General features: G+C 59.0%; 19 protein-coding genes. 4 read left to right on the forward strand and 15 right to left on the reverse strand.

The window, feature by feature from the left end:
• Positions 1 to 304: 304 nt before the first annotated feature.
• From ABFT80_RS24650 to ABFT80_RS24700, 11 genes are all read right to left on the reverse strand, one after another.
• Positions 305 to 1,585: an L-fuconate dehydratase gene (locus ABFT80_RS24650; RefSeq protein ID WP_347974602.1), complete on the reverse strand. Its 1,281-nt coding sequence runs from the start codon at positions 1,583 to 1,585 to the stop codon at positions 305 to 307.
• Between the two features lie 91 nt (positions 1,586 to 1,676).
• Positions 1,677 to 2,522 (reverse strand): fumarylacetoacetate hydrolase family protein, encoded by an 846-nt coding sequence (locus ABFT80_RS24655; protein ID WP_347974603.1) that lies wholly within the window; start codon positions 2,520 to 2,522, stop codon positions 1,677 to 1,679.
• Positions 2,523 to 2,576: 54 nt separating this feature from the next.
• Complete coding sequence (locus tag ABFT80_RS24660; protein WP_347974604.1) at positions 2,577 to 3,308, reverse strand: SDR family oxidoreductase; 732 nt, start codon at positions 3,306 to 3,308, stop codon at positions 2,577 to 2,579.
• A gap of 17 nt (positions 3,309 to 3,325) precedes the next feature.
• Positions 3,326 to 3,778 carry a MaoC/PaaZ C-terminal domain-containing protein gene (locus tag ABFT80_RS24665; RefSeq protein ID WP_347974605.1) on the reverse strand — a complete coding sequence of 151 codons (453 nt, stop codon included), beginning with the start codon at positions 3,776 to 3,778 and terminating at the stop codon, positions 3,326 to 3,328.
• A gap of 1 nt (position 3,779) precedes the next feature.
• Complete coding sequence (locus ABFT80_RS24670; protein ID WP_347974606.1) at positions 3,780 to 4,847, reverse strand: Gfo/Idh/MocA family protein; 1,068 nt, start codon at positions 4,845 to 4,847, stop codon at positions 3,780 to 3,782.
• 240 nt (positions 4,848 to 5,087) lie between these two features.
• On the reverse strand, positions 5,088 to 5,417 hold the full coding sequence (locus ABFT80_RS24675; RefSeq protein ID WP_347974607.1) for an L-rhamnose mutarotase: 330 nt from the start codon (positions 5,415 to 5,417) through the stop codon (positions 5,088 to 5,090).
• A 2-nt stretch (positions 5,418 to 5,419) separates the two neighbouring features.
• Positions 5,420 to 6,532: a mandelate racemase/muconate lactonizing enzyme family protein gene (locus ABFT80_RS24680; RefSeq protein ID WP_347974608.1), complete on the reverse strand. Its 1,113-nt coding sequence runs from the start codon at positions 6,530 to 6,532 to the stop codon at positions 5,420 to 5,422.
• 1 nt (position 6,533) lies between these two features.
• On the reverse strand, positions 6,534 to 7,631 hold the full coding sequence (locus ABFT80_RS24685; RefSeq protein WP_347974609.1) for an ABC transporter ATP-binding protein: 1,098 nt from the start codon (positions 7,629 to 7,631) through the stop codon (positions 6,534 to 6,536).
• A gap of 3 nt (positions 7,632 to 7,634) precedes the next feature.
• Positions 7,635 to 8,501 carry a carbohydrate ABC transporter permease gene (locus ABFT80_RS24690; RefSeq protein ID WP_347974610.1) on the reverse strand — a complete coding sequence of 289 codons (867 nt, stop codon included), beginning with the start codon at positions 8,499 to 8,501 and terminating at the stop codon, positions 7,635 to 7,637.
• A 1-nt stretch (position 8,502) separates the two neighbouring features.
• Positions 8,503 to 9,399, reverse strand: coding sequence for a carbohydrate ABC transporter permease (locus ABFT80_RS24695; protein ID WP_347974611.1), 897 nt, complete (start codon positions 9,397 to 9,399; stop codon positions 8,503 to 8,505).
• Between the two features lie 116 nt (positions 9,400 to 9,515).
• Complete coding sequence (locus tag ABFT80_RS24700; protein WP_347974612.1) at positions 9,516 to 10,835, reverse strand: ABC transporter substrate-binding protein; 1,320 nt, start codon at positions 10,833 to 10,835, stop codon at positions 9,516 to 9,518.
• Positions 10,836 to 11,008: 173 nt separating this feature from the next.
• Between ABFT80_RS24700 and ABFT80_RS24705 the strand changes: the two genes are divergently transcribed.
• Together ABFT80_RS24705 and ABFT80_RS24710 are read left to right on the forward strand one after the other, a co-directional pair.
• Positions 11,009 to 11,791, forward strand: coding sequence for an IclR family transcriptional regulator (locus ABFT80_RS24705; RefSeq protein WP_347974613.1), 783 nt, complete (start codon positions 11,009 to 11,011; stop codon positions 11,789 to 11,791).
• Between the two features lie 61 nt (positions 11,792 to 11,852).
• Positions 11,853 to 12,695 (forward strand): amidohydrolase family protein, encoded by an 843-nt coding sequence (locus ABFT80_RS24710; RefSeq protein ID WP_347974614.1) that lies wholly within the window; start codon positions 11,853 to 11,855, stop codon positions 12,693 to 12,695.
• Positions 12,696 to 12,726: 31 nt separating this feature from the next.
• Here ABFT80_RS24710 and ABFT80_RS24715 read toward each other — a convergent pair whose 3' ends face one another.
• The 4 genes from ABFT80_RS24715 to ABFT80_RS24730 form a co-directional block, all read right to left on the reverse strand.
• Complete coding sequence (locus tag ABFT80_RS24715) at positions 12,727 to 13,719, reverse strand: IS110 family RNA-guided transposase (protein WP_347974615.1); 993 nt, start codon at positions 13,717 to 13,719, stop codon at positions 12,727 to 12,729.
• 294 nt (positions 13,720 to 14,013) lie between these two features.
• Positions 14,014 to 15,156 carry an extracellular solute-binding protein gene (locus ABFT80_RS24720; protein WP_347974616.1) on the reverse strand — a complete coding sequence of 381 codons (1,143 nt, stop codon included), beginning with the start codon at positions 15,154 to 15,156 and terminating at the stop codon, positions 14,014 to 14,016.
• A complete protein-coding gene (locus tag ABFT80_RS24725; RefSeq protein ID WP_347974617.1) occupies positions 15,153 to 16,316 on the reverse strand; it encodes a CaiB/BaiF CoA transferase family protein in 1,164 nt (387 codons plus the stop codon). Before ABFT80_RS24725 ends, ABFT80_RS24720 begins: the two co-directional genes overlap by 4 nt.
• A gap of 5 nt (positions 16,317 to 16,321) precedes the next feature.
• Positions 16,322 to 16,873 (reverse strand): MaoC family dehydratase, encoded by a 552-nt coding sequence (locus tag ABFT80_RS24730; protein WP_347974735.1) that lies wholly within the window; start codon positions 16,871 to 16,873, stop codon positions 16,322 to 16,324.
• 453 nt (positions 16,874 to 17,326) lie between these two features.
• Here ABFT80_RS24730 and ABFT80_RS24735 point away from each other — a divergent pair, with 453 nt between their 5' ends.
• Both ABFT80_RS24735 and ABFT80_RS24740 read left to right on the forward strand, forming a co-directional pair.
• Positions 17,327 to 18,367: a methionine ABC transporter ATP-binding protein gene (locus ABFT80_RS24735; protein ID WP_347974736.1), complete on the forward strand. Its 1,041-nt coding sequence runs from the start codon at positions 17,327 to 17,329 to the stop codon at positions 18,365 to 18,367.
• Positions 18,357 to 19,022 (forward strand): methionine ABC transporter permease, encoded by a 666-nt coding sequence (locus ABFT80_RS24740; RefSeq protein ID WP_347974618.1) that lies wholly within the window; start codon positions 18,357 to 18,359, stop codon positions 19,020 to 19,022. The genes ABFT80_RS24735 and ABFT80_RS24740 overlap by 11 nt, the downstream gene beginning before the upstream one ends.
• Positions 19,023 to 19,039 lie beyond the last annotated feature (17 nt).

Below are 19,039 nucleotides of genomic sequence, written 5' to 3' on the forward strand. Positions count from 1 at the left end.
CGAACGCCTGACAGCGTGGCGCTGCTGCGCCGCGCTGTTCATTGTCGGTGGGGTAATCGCGTTGCGGCTTGGTTAGAGTGTTTCCCGCTTTGATGGCATAGTGAAACACACCCCTCTGCCCTGCCGGGCATCTCCCCCTCAAGGGTGGAGATTGGCTGACACAACTCTCCGCATGAATTCTGCGACGTCAGTAATTGGTACCACTCGTTCATGACAGAGTAATCTCCACCCTTGAGGGGGAGATGCCCGGCAGGGCAGAGGGGGGTGCTGTCCCGCCGGCGGTTCTATTTGAAAATGAAAGGCACTAGCCCGGCTTGTGACGATATTCCCGGATCGAGGCTTCTTTCATTTCGATTGAAAAGCCAGGCAGGGAAGGCGGCATGTAGGCCGCATTTCTGATATCGCACGGGTCTACGAAATGCTCGTGCAGATGATCGACATATTCGATAACGCGGCCGTCCTTTGTGCCTGAAATCGAGATGTAGTCGATCATCGACAGATGCTGCACATATTCGCAAAGCCCGACGCCGCCTGCATGCGGCCAGACCGGCAGATCGTATTTCGCCGCGATGAGCAGGACAGCCAGAACTTCGTTCAAACCGCCCATGCGGCATGAATCGATCTGCACGACGTCGATCGCGCCTTCGGCAATCAACTGCTTGAAGATGATGCGGTTCTGGCACATTTCGCCGGTCGCGACTTTGACAGGCGCAATCGCTTCGCGGATTTTGCGATGACCTGCAATATCGTCCGGGCTGGTCGGTTCTTCGATGAAGAATGGATTTGCGAAGGACAGCTTTTTCACCCAGTCGATCGCTTCGCCGACTTCCCAGACCTGATTGGCATCGATCATCAGCGTCCGGTCGGGGCCGAGCACTTCGCGCGCAATGGTGAGGCGGCGAATGTCGTCTTCGAGATCGCGGCCTACCTTCATCTTCACATGATTGAAGCCTTCATCGACTGCTTCCTGGCAGAGGCGGCGCAGCTTCTCATCCGAGTAGCCGAGCCAGCCTGCGGAAGTCGTGTAGCAGGCGTAACCGTCGCGCTCGAGGATGGCGATGCGTTCCGCCTTTCCGGCGTCCGCCTTGCGCAGAATGGCCAGCGCTTCGTCGCGCGTCAGCACGTCGGTCAGATAACGGAAATCGACGATGGACAGGACTTCTTCAGGCGTCATTTCGGCGACCAGACGCCAGACGGGCTTGCCCGCTTCCTTCGCCCAAAGGTCCCATACCGCATTGACGACAGCGCCGACTGCCAGATGCATCGCGCCCTTGTCCGGGCCGATCCAGCGCAACTGGCTGTCTCCGGTGATGTGACGCCAGAAGCGCGCCGGGTCCTGTTTGACCCAATCGAGTTCCAGGCCGACGACGAGGTGTCGAAGTGCTTCTATGGCAAGGCAGCAGATTTCGTTGCCGCGCCCGATGGTGAAGGTCAGCCCATGACCCGCAAGCCCATCCGAATCCGTGTCGAGAATGACATAGGCCGCGGAATAATCCGGGTCCGGATTCATCGCGTCCGAGCCGTCGAGGCTCTGCGACGTGGGGAAGCGAAGATCGAATACGCGAAGATCGGTAATGCGCGTCACGGAAATACCTCTCCTGTACGGAGGGCCGGATGGCCTTCCGTTCAAAAATGATGATTGTGTACGGCGGCGCTTCTGCGCCGCCGGGTATTGACTACTTGTCGGCCTTCATCGTCTGGCACTGTGTGCCAAGCCCTTCGATGCCCATCTCGACGACATCGCCTGCCTTGAGATAGCGCGGGGGCTTCATGCCCATGCCGACGCCGGGCGGCGTGCCGGTGGAAATGATGTCGCCGGGCTGCAGAGACATGAACTGGCTGAGATAGGAAACGAGGTGGCGAACGCCGTAGACCATCGTCTTGGTCGAGCCGTCCTGCATCGTCTCACCATTGACCTTAAGCCACATCGCCAGGTTCTGCGGGTCGGGAATTTCGTCCTTCGTCACCAGCCACGGGCCGGTCGGGCCGAACGTGTCGCAGGATTTTCCCTTCGTCCACTGGCCGGAGCGCTCGGTCTGGAATGCGCGTTCGGAAACATCGTGAATGGTCGCGTAGCCCGCGACATAATCCAGCGCTTCGTCTTCGCTGACATATTTCGCGGTCTTGCCGATGACGATGCCAAGCTCGACTTCCCAATCGGTCTTTTCGGAACCGCGCGGAATGAAGACGTCATCATTCGGGCCGACGATTGCCGAGGTTGCCTTCATGAAGATGATCGGCTCCGGCGGAACGGTTGCACCCGTTTCGGCGGCATGGTCGGAATAGTTCAGGCCGATGCAGATGAATTTGCCGGTGCCCATGACGCAAGGGCCGAGGCGCGGGTTGCCTTCCACGAGCGGCAGCGAAGCGGGATCGATCTTGCCGAGCGCTTCCAGTGCCGCCGGGTCGATGTCCTTGCCGCCGATGTCGGCCACCTTGCCGCTGAGGTCGCGAATGTTGCCATCCGCATCGAGAATGCCGGGGCGCTCCTTGCCTGCTTCGCCATAGCGTAGAAGTTTCATGCGTGTTCCTTCCTGAATTCAATTTTTACCGAGAAAATTTTCATTTTCCGGAGTCTAGATAGCCCAACCGCCGTCGATAGCGTAGGCCTGACCAGTCGTATAAGTCGCGCCTGCCAGATAGACGGCGAGATCGGCGATTTCTTCGGGTGTGCCGAGGCGGCCCATCGGCTGGCGGGCGATGAAGGCGGCGCGCGCCTTTTCATAGTCGCCCTGCGCCTTCATGCGATCTTCCAGCGAGGGGCTTTCGACCGTGCCGGGGCAGATCGCGTTGCAGCGAATACCCTGCGTGATGTAATCGGCGGCGACCGCCTTGGTCAGGCCGATGACGGCAGCCTTGCTCAGCCCATAGGCGAACCGGTTCGGCACGCCTTTGATGCTGCTGGCAACCGACGACATGTTGATGATTGCGCCGTCGCCACGCTCGATCATTCCCGGAAGCACCGCGCGGATGGTGCGCACCATCGACTTGACGTTCAGATCGAGCGCGAATTCGAGCTCTTCGTCCTTCATTTCGAGGATCGAGCCTGCATGCACGAAGCCTGCGCAATTGAACAACACATCCACCTCGCCGATTTCGGAGATGGCCTGGCTGACGGCGTCATTGTTCAGCACGTCGAGCTTGCGGGTCTTGATGTCGGCCTCGCCGGCCAGCGCCTGCAGCAGCTTTTCGTTGATGTCTGTCGCATGCACGATTGCGCCTTGGCGCGCAAAAGCGAGCGCTGTCGCCTTGCCGATGCCCTGCGCGGCTGCCGTTATAAGAACCGTCTTTCCGTTCAGATCGCTCAATGTATTGCCTTTCGGAATTACGCCGCGCTTTTGCGCTCGGCGATAAGAATGTGGTCGGCCGCAAGCACGACCTCGTCCCGCTGGTTTATGACTTCGCAACGCTCGACAACGCGCCCCGCATCCTTGCGTTTCGGATCGTCTTCCTTTGACGAAATCGTGACGCGCGTGCGGATTGTGTCGCCGATGAAGACCGGCCGGACGAAGCGGAGCCTGTCATAGCCATATGAAAAAGCAACCGGGTTGATGAGGCTGGCGGTGAGGCCGACGCCGATCGAAAAGATCATCGTTCCATGTGCTACGCGCTGGCCGAACGGCGTCGTCTTGGCGAATTCCGCATCCATGTGGTGCGGGAAGAAATCGCCTGTGTGACCGGCATGGACGACGAAGTCAGTCTCGGTGATCGTGCGCCCGGTGGTGGTGCGCACATGGCCGAGTTCGTAATCTTCGAAATAGATGGATTGCTCAGCCAATTCAGGGCCTCCGCTGGAGCGGCGTCGCGGGCGACACGCTGGATTGATAGGCGGCTTCGACGAGAGCCATGGTGTTCCAGGCGTCTTCGACGGAGCTTACAAGTTCGCTGTCTTCGCCGGATGCAAAACGCTGGAGGTTGGCCATGCGGCCGACAAACGCGTCTGGAAACCATGCGCCTTCGAGCGGAACGTCGATCCATTCGCTGCCGCCCTTAGGGTGGATCAGCAGACGGTCCGGCTCACCGCGCGGATAGTCGAGATTGACACCGAGTTGGAGGTACGCTGCACCTTCCGTGCCAGCGACGCGGAATTCGCAGGTCTGAAATTTACGTCCGAATTTATGATCGTGATTGATTGAAAGCGCGCAACGAACGCGGTCGCCATAATCGAGAATAGCGCTGGTGCGGGTCTGCGCGACATCATGGTTCGGATGGCCCATCGTCTTGGCGTGAACACCCTGCGGATCACCCAGAACCTGCCGGATCAGATCGAGATAATGGATCGAATGCATGGCGATTTCGATGCGCGGCTGCCCTTTCAGAAAAGGCCAGAGCTGCCACGGCGTATCGAGCGCCAGCCATGCGTCGAAATCGACGATCTCGCCCAGCCAACCCTTGGCAATCGCATCTTTCAACGCCAGCATCATCGGCGCGAAACGAAGCTGGAAATTCATCGCCGCCTTGAGGTTTTTTCCACGGCAGATTTTGAGAATTTCGGTCGCCTGATCGAGGTCGGAACCCATCGGCTTCTGGATCAGCACGGGCGCGCCGTCAGGCAATTTTCGCAGCACATCGGCATGACGCGCAGGCGGCGTCGCCAGATCGAAAATCGCGCGCTCTACCGAGACTGCTTCTTCGATAGATTCGAAAGAGCGGACGTTCCATTTCTCTGCAAGTACGCGCGCTTTTTCTATGTCCGGGTCGTAGAGACCGGCAATAGGAAAGCCTGCCTTTTTGTAGGCAGGGAAATGCGCATCGCCGACGATGGAGCCTGCGCCGAAAGTCACGATCGGACGCGGATCTGCGGGTAGGGGCCAAGACTGGGCGAGGGAGGCAGGGTTGAAGGTCATCGCCGGTCGACCCCCACTCCGCCTCGCTTTGCTCGGCACCATTCCGGGGCGAGCCGCGGGTCTCGCCCGTCCTTCGGACCCCCCGATCGAGGGGGGAGAGGAAAGGAGCTTTTTTCTGCGCTGTAATTGGATGGATGCGCGAAAGCCATGCTGCCGCGCCTTCCTCTCCCCCGTCGATCGGGGGAGAGGTGGCCTGAAAGGCCGGAGTGGGGGTCGAACCACTGCCGTTCCGAGCGGGATTTATTCATGATGAAACACCTCTTCCATCATTGCCCACCACTCGCCATCGGCGCGGCTTTCCAGTGGTTGCTGGCAGGGCATGCAGACGGCCCACCATTCCTTGTTCTTCGGGTTCTCGGCCATCTTCGCCATGTCGGCAGCGAAGTCGGTTCCGTGATATTCCCATGTGCCGAACAGCAGATTTTCCGGCTCGCGCAGGAAAATCGTGTAGTTTCGGATATTGCAGTCAGAAATAAGCGCCAGAATTTCGGGCCAGACGGCGGCGTGCAGCTTTTTGTATTCTGCAATCGTTTCTGGCTTTACGCCGATAACCATTCCCATGCGCTGCATCGTCAGCTCCTGATTTCGGTCGTGAATTCGGGAATGCTTTTGGCCTTCAGCGCATCCCAATCCCAGTCGATGCCGATGCCCGGTTCGCTCGGTGCATAGGCGAAGCCATCTTCGATGCGCATGCGGCTTGAGGTCAATTCGTCGAGCTGCGGAATATATTCGACGAATTTGCCGTTCGGCACGGCGCAGGTCAGGCTTACATGCAGTTCCATCAGGAAATGCGGACAGACGGGAATGTCGAAAGCCTCGGCCGCATGCGCGACTTTCAGCCATGGCGTGATACCGCCGATGCGGCCGACATCCACCTGAACGACGGAGCATGCGCCCTTCTGCATGTATTCGCGGAAATGGCGGATCGAATAGAGAGACTCGCCAATCGCAATCGGCGTCGGCGTCGAGTTGGACAGGCGGATATGACCGTCAATGTCGTCGGCTGCCAGCGGCTCCTCGATCCATGCGAGGTCGAGTTCGCGCAGCCGTCCGGCACGCCGGATCGCTTCATCGACGGTAAAGCCCTGATTGGCATCGGTCATGATTTCATAGCCGTCGCCAACCGCCTTGCGCACGGCTGAAAGGCGGGCCAGATCTTCCGAACCATGCGGCCTGCCGATCTTGACCTTGGAGCCGCGAAAACCTTTCGCTTTGGCTTCCAGCGCGTCATCGACAAGCGCCTGCGTTTCTATATGCAGCCAGCCGCCTTCGGTGGTGTAGAGCGGGCAACGCTCCTTCGCTCCGCCTGCGAGTTTCCACAAAGGCAAATTCTGCTTGCGCGCGCGCAAATCCCAAAGTGCCGTATCGACGGCTGCAAGCGCGATGGATGTGATTGCGCCGATGGTCGTTGCATGGGTCGCGAATTCGAGATCGTGCCAGATAGCCTCGATGCAATCCGCATCCTGTCCGAGCAGGCGCGGCGCCAGATGATCGGAAAGCAGGCGCATGACGGACGAGCCGCCGGTGCCGATCGTATAGCTGTAGCCAGTGCCGGTCGCGCCATCGGAATCGGTGATGATTACGATCGGCGTTTCCTGGCTGACAAAGCTCTGGATCGCGTCGGTGCGTTTGACCTTGGGCACAAGGTCGACCATCCGCAGTTCGATTTTTTCGATTTTGGCCATGTCAGTTCCGAAGGCTCTTGCCGCTTTCCGCATCGAACAGATGCGCCTGCGAAAGGTCGAAGCTGAGCGCGATTTTCTCGCCCATCTTCAGCGGCTTCGGGTTGAGCATGCGCGATACCCAATCACGGCCATTGAGTTCGAAGAAGACCAGCGTTTCATTGCCCAGCGGTTCGGTGATCGAAACGGGGAACTCGGCAGTGTGAACATCGGCCTCGCCGCCGGACGAAATGCCGTGGCCGCTTGGATAGACATCGTCCGGGCGAAGACCGAACACGACCTTCTGACCAGCCATGACCGATGAGCGGAACTGAACCGGCAGGGGCAGGCTTTCGCCCGTCGCGAATACGACTTTGCCGTCTTCGACGGTCGCCTCGTGCAGATTCATAGGCGGCGAGCCGATGAAGCCTGCAACGAAGCGTGTCGCGGGGCGGCGGAAAACCTCGTCGGGCGTGCCGACCTGCTCGATATAGCCGTCGCGCATGATGACGATGCGATCGGCGAGCGTCATCGCCTCGACCTGATCGTGGGTCACGTAAATGACGGTCGATTGCACTTTGGCGTGCAGCTTCTTGATCTCGGTGCGCATCTGCGTGCGCAGCTTGGCGTCGAGATTGGAAAGCGGTTCGTCGAACAGGAACACATCGGGATCGCGCACGATTGCACGGCCCATTGCGACGCGCTGGCGCTGGCCGCCGGAAAGCTGCGAGGGGCGGCGCTCAAGCAGATGGCCGAGATCGAGAATGCTTGCCGCTTCCGCGACGCGCTTTTCGATGTCATCTTTCGCCACATTCGCGATTTTCAGCGAGAAGCCCATATTCTCCTTCACCGTCATATGCGGATAGAGCGCGTAGGACTGGAAGACCATCGAGATATTGCGGGCGCGGGGCGGCAGATCGTTGACGACGCGCCCGCCAATGTCGATCTCGCCGTCGCTGATGTCCTCAAGGCCTGCGATCATGCGCAAGGTGGTCGACTTTCCGCAGCCGGACGGGCCGACCAGCGCGATGAACTCGCGGTCTTTCACGTCGAGGTCGATGCCATGCACAATCTCGAGATTGCCGTAGCGCTTGACGAGGTTTTTGAGCGTGACGGTTGCCATTATCTAGCCTTTCACCGCGCCGGAGGTGAGGCCGCCGACGAGATGTTTCTGTACGAGGAAAGTAAGTGTGAGTGCCGGAACGATCATCACGACGGCCAGCGCGCACATGCCTCGCCAGTCGATGGTGAATTCCGATGTGTAGTCGAGCAGGCCGACAGGCAGCGTCTTCGAGTTCACCGAGCGGGTAAGCTGCGACGCCAGCGCGAATTCGTTCCACGATGTAAGGAATGCGAAGATCGCCGCCGAAGCGATGCCCGGACCGGCAAGCGGAAATTCAACCTGCCAGAAGGCCTGCCAGCGCGTGCAGCCGTCGATCTGGGCAGCCTCTGCCAGGTCTTTCGGAACCTGCCGGAAAAACCCGTCGATCAGCCAGATCGTAAAAGGCACATTAAGCGCGACATAGGTGATGATCAGGCCGAAATGCGTGTCGATGATGCCGATGCGCGCGTAAAGAATGAACAGCGGCAGCGACAAAGCGATGCCCGGCACCGTGCGCGTCAGCATGAAGCCGAGGAACATCATAGACTTGCCGCGGAAGCGGTAGCGCGCGAACGCATAGCCGCCCGACATGCCGATGGCGATTGCGATCGCCGTCGAGGTGACGGAAATGATCAGCGAATTGCGGAAATAGTCGATGACCGGAATGCCGCCTTTGCCGACGCCGCTGAACATCGCGACATAGGCATCGAAGGAAAGCTCGCGCGGTATCCATACCGGCGGTTTCGCCATGATCTCGACGGTGGGTCGCAGCGAATTCAGCACGATCCAGAGGCCCGGCAGGCAGATGATCGTCATTGCTACGAACAGGGTGATCAAGTGAGCGACTTTGAGAAGCCGGCGCTTGACGCGGTGGGTGCTGTTCTGGTCCATCCTACCACTCCGCTCCGATCTGGGCACGCGCAGCAGCAAGCTTGCGGAAGAAGTAGACGGTGAAGATGATCGACAGGAAGATCGCAAAATAGGCCATGGCATTGGCAAGGCCCATGCGGGCGTCGCTGTAGCCGGTGCGGGCAACGAGCGTCCAAAGCAGTTCTGTGCGCTTGGCCGGGCCGCCATCGGTCATGATCTTTACGATGTCATAGGCGCGGGCGACATCCAGCGAGCGGATCGTCATGGCGATGAAGGCGAACGGCATGATGAAGGGCCATGTGACATAGCGGAAGGTCTGCCACGGCGTGCAGCCATCGACGCGGGCGGCCTCCATCGGCTCCTTAGGCATGGCAAGCAGGCCAGCGAGGATAAGGATCGCAAAGACGGCGGTCGAGGACCAGACTTCGGCAACGAGGATCGCGAAGAAGGCGAGGTGGCCTTCGATCAGCCACGGAATGGCGCGGTCGGTCAGGCCAAGTGCCTGAAGCGCGTTGTTCACGAGGCCGATATTGTCGTTGAACATGAATTTGAACTGAAAACCGACGAGAATTGGCGAAAACATCATCGGAAACATCATCATCGTGCGCAAAATGCGCTGCCCACGCGATGCTTTTTCAACGAGAAGCGCGAGGCCCAGCCCGAGAAACATTTCCAGATTGAGCGCGACCGTCAGCAGCAGAACGGTTCTGCCGAAAGCCACCCAGAACTGCCAATCGGACAAAAGATTGGCATAGTTGCGAAAGCCGATGAACACCCACAGCGTTTCCGGCCGCGTCAGGCGAAACGGCGTAAAGCTGGAATAAAGCGACAGGAGTAGCGGAACGACAACCACGGCTGCCAGCACGATGATTGCTGGAAGCAGAAGAAGGGTCGGTGCTGACGGTTTGGGAATTCTCATCGGAATTTTTCATTGTCTTGGTTGGCAGGCCAGACGAAGTCGCGCTGCTTGTGCCGGCCAATGATGGCCGCTGAAAAGACAAGGGAGGCGCGCGGTGAAACGCGCCTCCGGTTAGCTTAGAGCTTGCCTGCGTCTTCGAGAATGGCAGTGGCTTTTTCCGCCGCCGTATCGAGCGCCTGCTTGGACGTCTTGTCGCCGAGGATCGCCGCCTGCAGTTCAGGATAGACCGCATTGGATATTTCGATCCATTCGGCAGTCTGCGGAACCGGGAAGGCGTTTTCGGCAGCTTCCTGGAAAGCCTTCAGCACTTCGGTCCGGTAAGGATCGGATACCGCTTCTTTGATGTTGGCTTCCCAAACCGCAGAGCGGGTCGGGAGCGGGCCAGCGGACGATTCCAGCTTCTGGCTGTCCTCATTCGTCAACCACCAGATCAGCGATGCGGCAGCTTCCTTGTTGGCGCAGCCTTCAGTGATGGAGAAGCCGTGATGGCCCGACCAGCCGGTGCGTTTTCCCGAAGAGCCTTTTGGCTGAACCTTCACGCCGACATTGCCCGCGACTTTCGAGGATTTCGGATCGTTGAAGAAGCCTGCCCAGCCCGGCCAATCCAGATTGAGCGCGATTGCGCCGGACGCGAAGCCCTGACCGAGATCGTCCCAGAGATAGTTGGTCGTGCCTGCCGGAACGGCCTTTGCCTTGTAGAGGTTCACGAACCAATCGAGCGCGCGAACGCCAGCTTCGGAGTTGAACACCGGACGGCCTTCGGCATCGAGATATTCGCCGCCCTCGGCAACCAGCATTTCATAGAAACGGCCGTTGATCGCTTCTTCCTTGCCTGCGAACTGCGTGCCGTAAAAATCCGGCGGGTTGGCGAAGAATTCGGCCTGTTCCGTCACGTCCGCCCAGGTGTCAGGAGGGGTGAGGTCCTTGCCGTATTTTTCCTTGAATGCGGTTTTCTTGGCTTCGTCTTCGTAAAGGCTCTTTTGATAATAGAGCGCCGAAACGTCGAACTGAGCGCGCGGCAGCATGACCAGCTTGTCGTCGAGCGTGGATGCCTTGATGACGCTTGGAACGAATGCGTCGATTTCTTCCTTCGGCAGAAGCGCTGCGATATCGGTGTAGATATCCGGATATTGCGGGGCGAAGGATGAGTGATTGGAGCCGACGCACCAGTTCAGGCTGCCAGCCGCGATGTCCGATTTGATTTCCTTGTCGAGATCAAAGTGGTTCTTCTTCGAAATGACATTGACCTTCGCGCCGGTCGCCTTCTCCCATTCGCCGATGCGCGCATAAAGCGGCTCATATTGCTGCCCGCCGATCAGCTTGGCGTCGATGGTCACGCCGTCAAATTTTCCGGGCAGTTCGGCTGCGGCTGCAAAGCCGACGCCGAGCGCAATGCCCAATACGCCAGCGGAGACGCTGGCTAGCAATCTGTACATTGAATTCCTCCCGATCAGAATGTCGTCTTGGCTTTCGCCAATTGACTGCACCCCACATGTGGATGCATCATTCATATTCAAACAGGATTTTTATTCGTGCGTCAAGTGTGCGGCGCTTCCCAAAAAGTGCCGCTATGCGTATATGGAGCCATCTATTCACAGGGGAGATTTCGGTGGATCAGGACGAAGCAGATCGCTACCGGGCACCAGCGCTGGACAAGGGCCTCGACATATTGGAGCTGCTCGCAGGCGTTGATGGCGGGCTGACGCAGGCCGAAATCGCCAAGCAGCTTGGCCGCAGTCCCAATGAATTCTACCGCATGCTCGACCGCCTCGTGCGCCGTGGTTACGTCACGCGAATCGATGGCGACCGGTTTGCACTGACGCTGAAACTGTTCGGTCTTGCCCAGCTTCATGCTCCGGTGCGCAGGCTGGTTTCCTACGCCACGCCGCTGATGCGTGAGCTTGCCGACAAGTCCAAGCAGGCCAACCAGCTCGTCGTGTTCGATCGCGGCTCTGCCGTGGTGATCGCGCAGCAGGAAGCACCGGGCTACTGGGGAATTTCGATCCGCGTCGGCTCTCATATCAGCCTGATAGACACCGGCTCGGGCCATATTCTTCTGGCGTTCCGCTCAGCCGAGGAACGCGCGATGATGATCGAGGAAAATCCGCGCGCCAACGAGATCAAACCGACGCCCGATTTCTTCACGCGTCTCGATCAGATCAAAGAGCGGGGCTACGAGATGATGGCAAGCGCCCAGACCGCTGGCGTCTACAACCTTTCGGCCCCGGTGCTCGGCCCCGACGGGCGCTCGATTGCAGCCCTCACAGTTCCCTACATTACGCTGGTCAATGTGCCGAATGCGCCTGACATTACGCAGACGATCGAGCTGTTGTTGAAAACGACTCGCACGCTTTCCAGCCTTGCCGGAGCAGACATCGCCGCGCAGGCGTAAATTCTTATTTGAATAAGTAATTCTCTTGTGGGAGTATTGGTGGCTTTCGGGAGGAGCTTTCATGCTGATCGACACGCATCTTCATCTCATCGACCTGTCGATGCTGCGTTATCCGTGGCTCGTCGGCGCGCCATCGCTGAACCGGGATTTTCTCTACGCTGAATATGAGGTCGAGGCGAAAAGAGCAGGCATCGAAGCGACGCTCCATATGGAGGTCGATGTCGATCCCCAGGATATAGATGCGGAAACGTCCTATGTCCGCGCCGTTTCCAGCCGTCCGGGCAATCTCATCAGCGGCGCAATCGTCGCTTGCCGTCCCGAAGAAAGAGGTTTTGCCGAATATCTCGAAAAGCAAAAATCGGATCGGCTGGTGAAGGGCTTTCGCCGTGTGCTTCACGTCATGCCGGACGATCTTTCGGAAGGCGCGCTGTTTCGCGAAAACATCAAGCGGATAGGCAGCAGCGGGCTGACATTCGATCTCTGCGTTCTACCCCACCAGATTCCCAAGGCAATTGCGCTGGCCGACCTCGCACCCGACGTTCAGTTCATTCTGGATCATTGCGGCGTACCGGACATCAAGGGCAGTCATCACCACCCTTGGCGCGAACAAATCACGGAAATCGCCAAGCGCCCGAATGTAACGGCCAAGATTTCCGGCGTCGTCGCCTACGCCGACCCGTCAAGCTGGACGGTTGAGACGCTTCGCCCTTTTGTCCAGCACACGATCGGCGAATTCGGCTGGGATCGTGTCGTTTGGGGAAGCGACTGGCCGGTCTGCACGCTGGGCGGCGGGCTTGCGACTTGGGTCGCGGCAACGCATGCGCTGCTCGATGGTACGAGTGAGAATGAGCGTGGTAAGTTGTATTCGGGGAATGCCAAGCGGATTTGGAAGCTTGATGCTTAGTGCGTCCTTCGAGGCTCGCTTCGCTCGCGCCTCAGCAACCGTATTGTTGTTGAGTTTCCTGGATGTGTTTTCGCATGATGGCGTTGAGGATGCCGGTGAGTTTGCGCAGTGTTGCAATGAGGGCGAGCTTTGAGGGTTTGCCGTTGGCTTTAAGGCGTTTGTAGAATTCGGTGAGTTGCGGATTGCAGCGCACGCCCGAGATGGTGGCCATGTAAAGGGCGCAGCGTACGCTATGGCGTCCGCCGCCGATATGGCGTTCGCCACGATGCCGTCCGCTGTCGCGGTTGATGGGAGCAACGCCGACCAGGGCAGCGATCTTTTTGTGATCGATGTGGCCGAGTTCGGGCAGTTCGGCCAGGATGATTGCTGCGGTCACCGCCCCGATGCCGGGCACTTGCGTCAGGCGTTGATAGGCGGCTGCCATGTGCGGATCGGCTGCCACCGCCAGCGCGATGGACGTGTCGAGCGAGATGAGCTGGCTTTTCAGGAAGCTCAATATGGCGTCGATACTGCCGGTGATGGTTTTGTCGGCGCTCGGATAGGCGGCGGCCTGCTCTTTGCGGTTTTTCTCGGCGATCGCCATGTCGATCAACTGCCGGCGCCGGGCCACCAGTGCGGCCAGCATATCGCGCGAGGGATCGAAAGGTGCCAGCACCGCGGGCTGCATGGCCAGGCCGAAGGATGCCAGCAGGCGGGCATCCAGCGCATCGGTCTTGGCAAGCTGGCCTTGCGCGCGGGCAAAGTCGCGCACCTGGCGCGGATTGACCACGGCCACCGGCCAGCCCTGCGCCTGCAGCACCCGCACGCAGATCAGCTCATAGCCGCCCGTCGCCTCGATTATCACCAGATCGGGCACCACCAGCTCGGAGCCATCAAAAGCAGCGGCAAGCGCACTGACGCCTGCCACATCATTGCTGTAGCGCGTCACCTGCCGGGAGCCGGGCAGTGTAGCATCAAGAAACGCAACATCGAGAAAGGCCTTCGACACGTCGATGCCCATGCAGGTGATTATCTTGGTCGTCATGATCCACCCTTCCTTGCAATCCGGGCACAAAGCCCATGCAACCGTTCGGGATTAAAATCAGGACGCTGGACGCGCATGCTGAGGCACGGGCCTAAAGCCCAGGGATGACACGAGCCATCCAGCGATCAGGCAACAATCACGCCGCCCGACGCCGATAATATACAACATCATAAATATACAAGGATGAGGGAGGTCGAGCTTTTATTTCGGGGCGAGTGGGCTCGAAATTGCTACCTTCCCTCATCCTGAGGCGCGAGCGAAGCGAGCCTCGAAGGACGCACCACGACGGCGCCGCTACCTCGAAAGGCTCTTCCGATAAAGTGCTTCCAAGCCCCCAATCACGTCCTTCGCGGCATGTTTTCCCAAAAGCCCCGCATTAATCCTATCCGAAGCTTCCTGCTGGAAAACCATGTAGCCATCGTGGCGTGGGCGTACCCATGCGGTTTCCAGCGTCTTGCGTGTGTTCCGATAGAAATCGCCCGTTGCTGCATTCACTTCCGCATCTTCCCAGCCTGTAGCATGGCCCGGCTGTCCACCGGCGGACGCATACGGCCCGCGCTGCACGTCGCCTGAGGCCACCCAGTAAGCGAAATCGATGGCTTCCTGAGTTGCCTTCGAGAATGCCGATACCGCAATGCCTGTGCCGCCGAGCGCGCTGCCGATCGGACCGCTTTCGCCCGCCGCCGGTATGTCCGCAAAGGCAAGGCGGTTGGCGCGGAAACCCTCAAGCGCATAGCTGACATAGCCATAAATCAGCGGCGAGCAGGCGATTTTGGAACCGTTTTCGGCCATCTTCTCGGAGACGGCGATGGGGTCCATTTCTAGGCAGGCCGGATCGACCAGAGCCGTGATCTCGCGGATCATGTCCCAAGCCTGCGCGCCGATCTCCGCATCGATGAACGTGCCGTTTTCCAACCGTTCGTCGCATGCAGCACCCAGATTGGCGCAGAGAGTGTAGAAGCTCATAAGCGAATGGGGAGGGCGCAGCGGCAGCAAGACTTTGCCGGCTTTCGCGAGCGTCAAAATATCTTCCCAGCGCGTTGGCGCAGCTTCCAAAAGATCGGGCCGCCATGCCTGCGCCTGTGCGGCGGCATCGATCGGGAAGGCCCATTGATGCCCCTGCCAATTGTAGCTCGGAAAGGACTGGCCAACAGTGCCGTCTGCAAGCGCCTGCAGGTCGTTTTCGCGACCAGGAATATCGAGCGGTGCGACGCAGTTTTCGCTGGTTATCTGCCCGACATGGGGGTGGTCGATGACGATCAGATCGTAGGCGCGGGCGAGTTCTTCCACGGGGAAGGATTCAAAATCCTGAAGCGAGCGCTTGTCCCATTCGATGGTCACGCCGGTTTGCTTCTGCCAGATTGCGGAGCAGGCGACCATCGGATCGTAGCCGCGCGGATGGCTCCACGTCATGCCTTTCAGGGTCGGCGCGCTCACAGTCCGAACTCCTCGCGGATAGCCGCACTATGTTCGCCGATGCGCGGTGCTGCCCGGTGGGACGATGGGCGCAGACCGTTGACGCGGATGGGCGAGCGCGTCGTCATGATCGATACGTCATCCTCACGCTTTACCGTCTGCAGCATGTCGAGAACCTGAAAACCTTCGCTGTCGATCAGCTCCTGCCAGTTCAAGACCTTGGCGCACCAGATGTCGGCCGGGTCGAGAATGGCCAGCCATTCGTCGATGCTGCGCGTCGCAATACGCTCCGCGATAATCGCCTTGATCTCGTCGCGGGCGGTGAACCACGAGGATGGATTGTCGCTGAACGGCGCCATTTCCTCTTCCAGGCCAAGCAGCGGCGCGAGTTTTGAAATCGGCGTCATGGCAATCGCCAAAAATCCGTCTGCTGCCGGATAAACACCGTAGGGCGCGGAGAGATAGGCATGTGCGCTGCGGAAGCCGGAACGCTTCGGCAGACGGCGGCCATCATTCAGATGCGTGGTCAGCACTTCGAACTGGAAATCGACCAGCGCCTCGAGAAGGCTGGTTTCGACCAGGCTTCCTTTGCCGGTGATGCCGCGCCGAACTAGAGCCGCCAGAATGCCTTGCGCGGCCGCAGCACCCGCCAGCATGTCGCCAACAGCCAGACCGAACGGCACCGGACCTTGCGACTCATCGCCATTCAGCCACATCACGCCGGAGCGCGATTGCGCGAGAAGGTCCTGTCCGGGACGCTTCACCCAAGGGCCTTCCTCGCCATAGCCGCTGATCGATGCGTAGACGAGACGCGGGTTGATCTGCTTGACCGCTTCGTAATCGAGCCCCAGCCGCTGAATAACGCCGGGGCGGAAATTCTGGATCATCACGTCCGCCTTGGCCAGCAGCGTGCGAAGTGCTGCCAGATCGGCCTCGTTCTTCAAGTCGATGGAAAGGCTTTCCTTGGCCCGGTTGATCGCGTGGAAAATCGTCGAATCGCCGCCAATCTCCGTGTCACTGAGATAAAGCCGCCGCGAGAGATCACCGCCATCCGGGCGCTCGATCTTGATGACGCGCGCGCCGAGATCCATCAGCCGCAATGAACAATAAGGACCAGACAGAAACTGGCTCATGTCGACGACGACAAGGCCGGAAAGCGGAAGTTCGGTATCGGTGCTCATGAATTCTACTTCTGCGTTTTGCCGACGAAATCCGACGGGTTTTGGTATTTTACGGTCTGGAGATGCTCGCAATAGAGAACCAGTTCGCCTTCGCCTTTGAAGACTTCGTAGCTGGCGCGGGTGAGGCCCAACTCCTTATAGCGAGGCGTTTTTTCCAGATTTGTGCGGATCGTGTAGATCGTGTCGCCGATGAAAACCGGCTTGATGAAGCGAAGCTTGTCGTAGCCGTAGGAGAAGGCATTCGGGCAGTTCGTTGCCACAAGGCCGAGACCGGCTGAGAACACGAATGCCCCGGCAATCAGGCGTTTTCCGAAAACGCCTTCGCGCACCGCGAAAAGCTGGTCCTGCACGTAAGGATGAATGTCAGTCACGAGCGTATTGAAAAAATGGCTTTCGCCTTCCGCCATCGTCCGGCGCAGCGAGCGAATGCGATGGCCGATCTGCCAGTCCTCGTAAAACCAGTTTTCGGCGTTCCACACCGGTAATTCGGCATGGTCGCTGGGCATATCCTTTGGATGCGTGCTGGAAACGCCGACAGTTGGCGCAAAATCGCCCATCATTCCTCCCGTATTTCTTATGTGAATAAGATTTTCACATATGGGAGTTTCTTTCAAGGGTAAAGATGATGAGGTGCTGCGAATGGCCGCTGCATCAAGCGCGTATCATGCTGTTTGGAGGAACCGAATTCCGTCCAAACGCGGAAAATTTGGAAGCGGGGGATTAGACTCACTATTTCTTGCCTTAAATTGGAAAAATATTCCAATAGTGCAGCAAGATTGGAAGCCTGAGCCTCCAAAGGTTTGGCTCCATGACTAGACTGCGGAAAAATAGTCCTTATGTGGGCGTGACACATGAAGACTGACCGGAAAGAAACCTATGAATTTCGCAATTAGACAGAACGGAAGCGGCGCCGCGCGCCGCGCGGGGAGGCGCCGATGAATATCGGTCCGTCATCCCATTCGTTCGAAAGCGCGGCTCTGGCAAGCAAGGTGCCGGACGCGAAACAATCCATGGTTCGCTTCGAAGGCGTTTCCAAGCGGTTCTCCGCCAGTGGTTCCGGCGCGGAAGTGGTCGCGGTCGATACCATCGATTTCGATGTGCCGCGCGGCTCGATCACCGCGATCATAGGCCGTTCGGGCGCGGGTAAATCCACACTTATCCGGCTGGTGAATGGTCTGGAGCGCCCGAGCACTGGCAGCGTGATCGTGGATGGCACGGATGTCGCAAAGCTCGGCGAGCGCGCATTGCGCGATATTCGTCGCTCGATCGGCATGGTCTTCCAGCATTTCAATCTTCTGTCGTCGCGCACAGCTTTCCAGAACATCGCCTTGCCGCTCGAAATCGCGGGCGTCGACCGCAAGGAAATTGAAAAGCGCGTGACGCCTTTGCTGGAACTCGTCGGCCTTTCCGACAAGCGCGACCGCTATCCCGCGGAGCTTTCCGGCGGCCAGAAACAGCGCGTCGGCATTGCGCGCGCGCTGGCGACCGAGCCAAAGCTTCTGCTTTCTGATGAGGCGACCTCGGCGCTCGACCCGGAGACGACACGCTCCATTCTGGCGCTTTTGAAGCGCATCAACAGTGAACTCGGTCTCACCGTTCTGCTGATTACCCACGAGATGGAAGTCGTCAAAACCGTTGCCGATACTGTCGCGGTGATCGATGGCGGTGCAATCGTCGAGCGCGGTTCGGCTTTCGATATTTTCAGCGCGCCGCAACACGAAACCACCCGCGCGCTGCTCGCAGGCCTGCCGGGTCTCAATCTTCCGGCTTTCATTGCAAATGCCTTGCGCAACGAGCCGGGCGCGAATTCGCGCGCCGTCCTGCGCGTCACCTTCGCCGGAGAAAGTGCAGCTCAGCCAATCGTCTCGCAGCTTGGCCAATCGCTGAAGGCGGACGTGAATATTCTGGCAGGCGCCATCGACGAGATCGCAGGCAAGCCATTCGGCTCGCTGGTCGTTTCATTCCCCGGTGGCGGCGATCTTCTGGACGATGCGCGTGCACGCCTCGCATCGCAGGGCATAAAGACGGAGGTGCTCGGCTATGTCGACTGACATTCTGTGGCTCATCGTAAAGGCGACCGGCCAGACACTGCACATGGTTGCGATAGCGGGGCTCGTTGGCTCGATCATCGGCATCCCGCTCGGTGTGTTTCTGGCCACCAGCCGCAAAGCCGAACTGTTTGCGGCCCCGCTGACCAACAAGGTGCTTGGCGCTATCGTCAACGCGGCGCGCTCGACGCCTTTCATCATTCTGGTCGTTGCGATCATCCCGTTCACGCGGTTCATTGCCGGTACCTCCATCGGCACAAGCGCTGCCATCGTGCCGCTGACAGTGGCTACCGTGCCGTTCATCGCGCGACTGGTGGAATCGGCCATTCGCGAAGTCGATCCGGGATTGATCGAAACCGCGCGTTCTATGGGCGCAACACCGCTTCAGATCGTTCTAAAAGTGCTTCTTGCCGAAGCGCGTCCGGCGATCACTATGGCGCTTACGCTGACCATCGTCAGCCTCATCGGCTATTCCGCGATGGTCGGGGCAGTGGGCGGCGGCGGTCTGGGTGATCTCGGCATCCGCTACGGTTATCAGCGCTTCATGCCGGACGTGATGCTGGCCGTGGTCGTCGTTCTCATCGTGCTTGTTCAGGCGGTGCAATCGCTGGGGGATGCCCTTGCGCGCCGTTTCGACAAACGCATTCGCAATCGTTGAATTTCTTACCAAACAAA

The organism is Foliimonas ilicis, from assembly GCF_039939195.1.
In the GTDB taxonomy this organism is placed as follows: Bacteria; Pseudomonadota; Alphaproteobacteria; order Rhizobiales; family Rhizobiaceae; genus Foliimonas; species Foliimonas ilicis.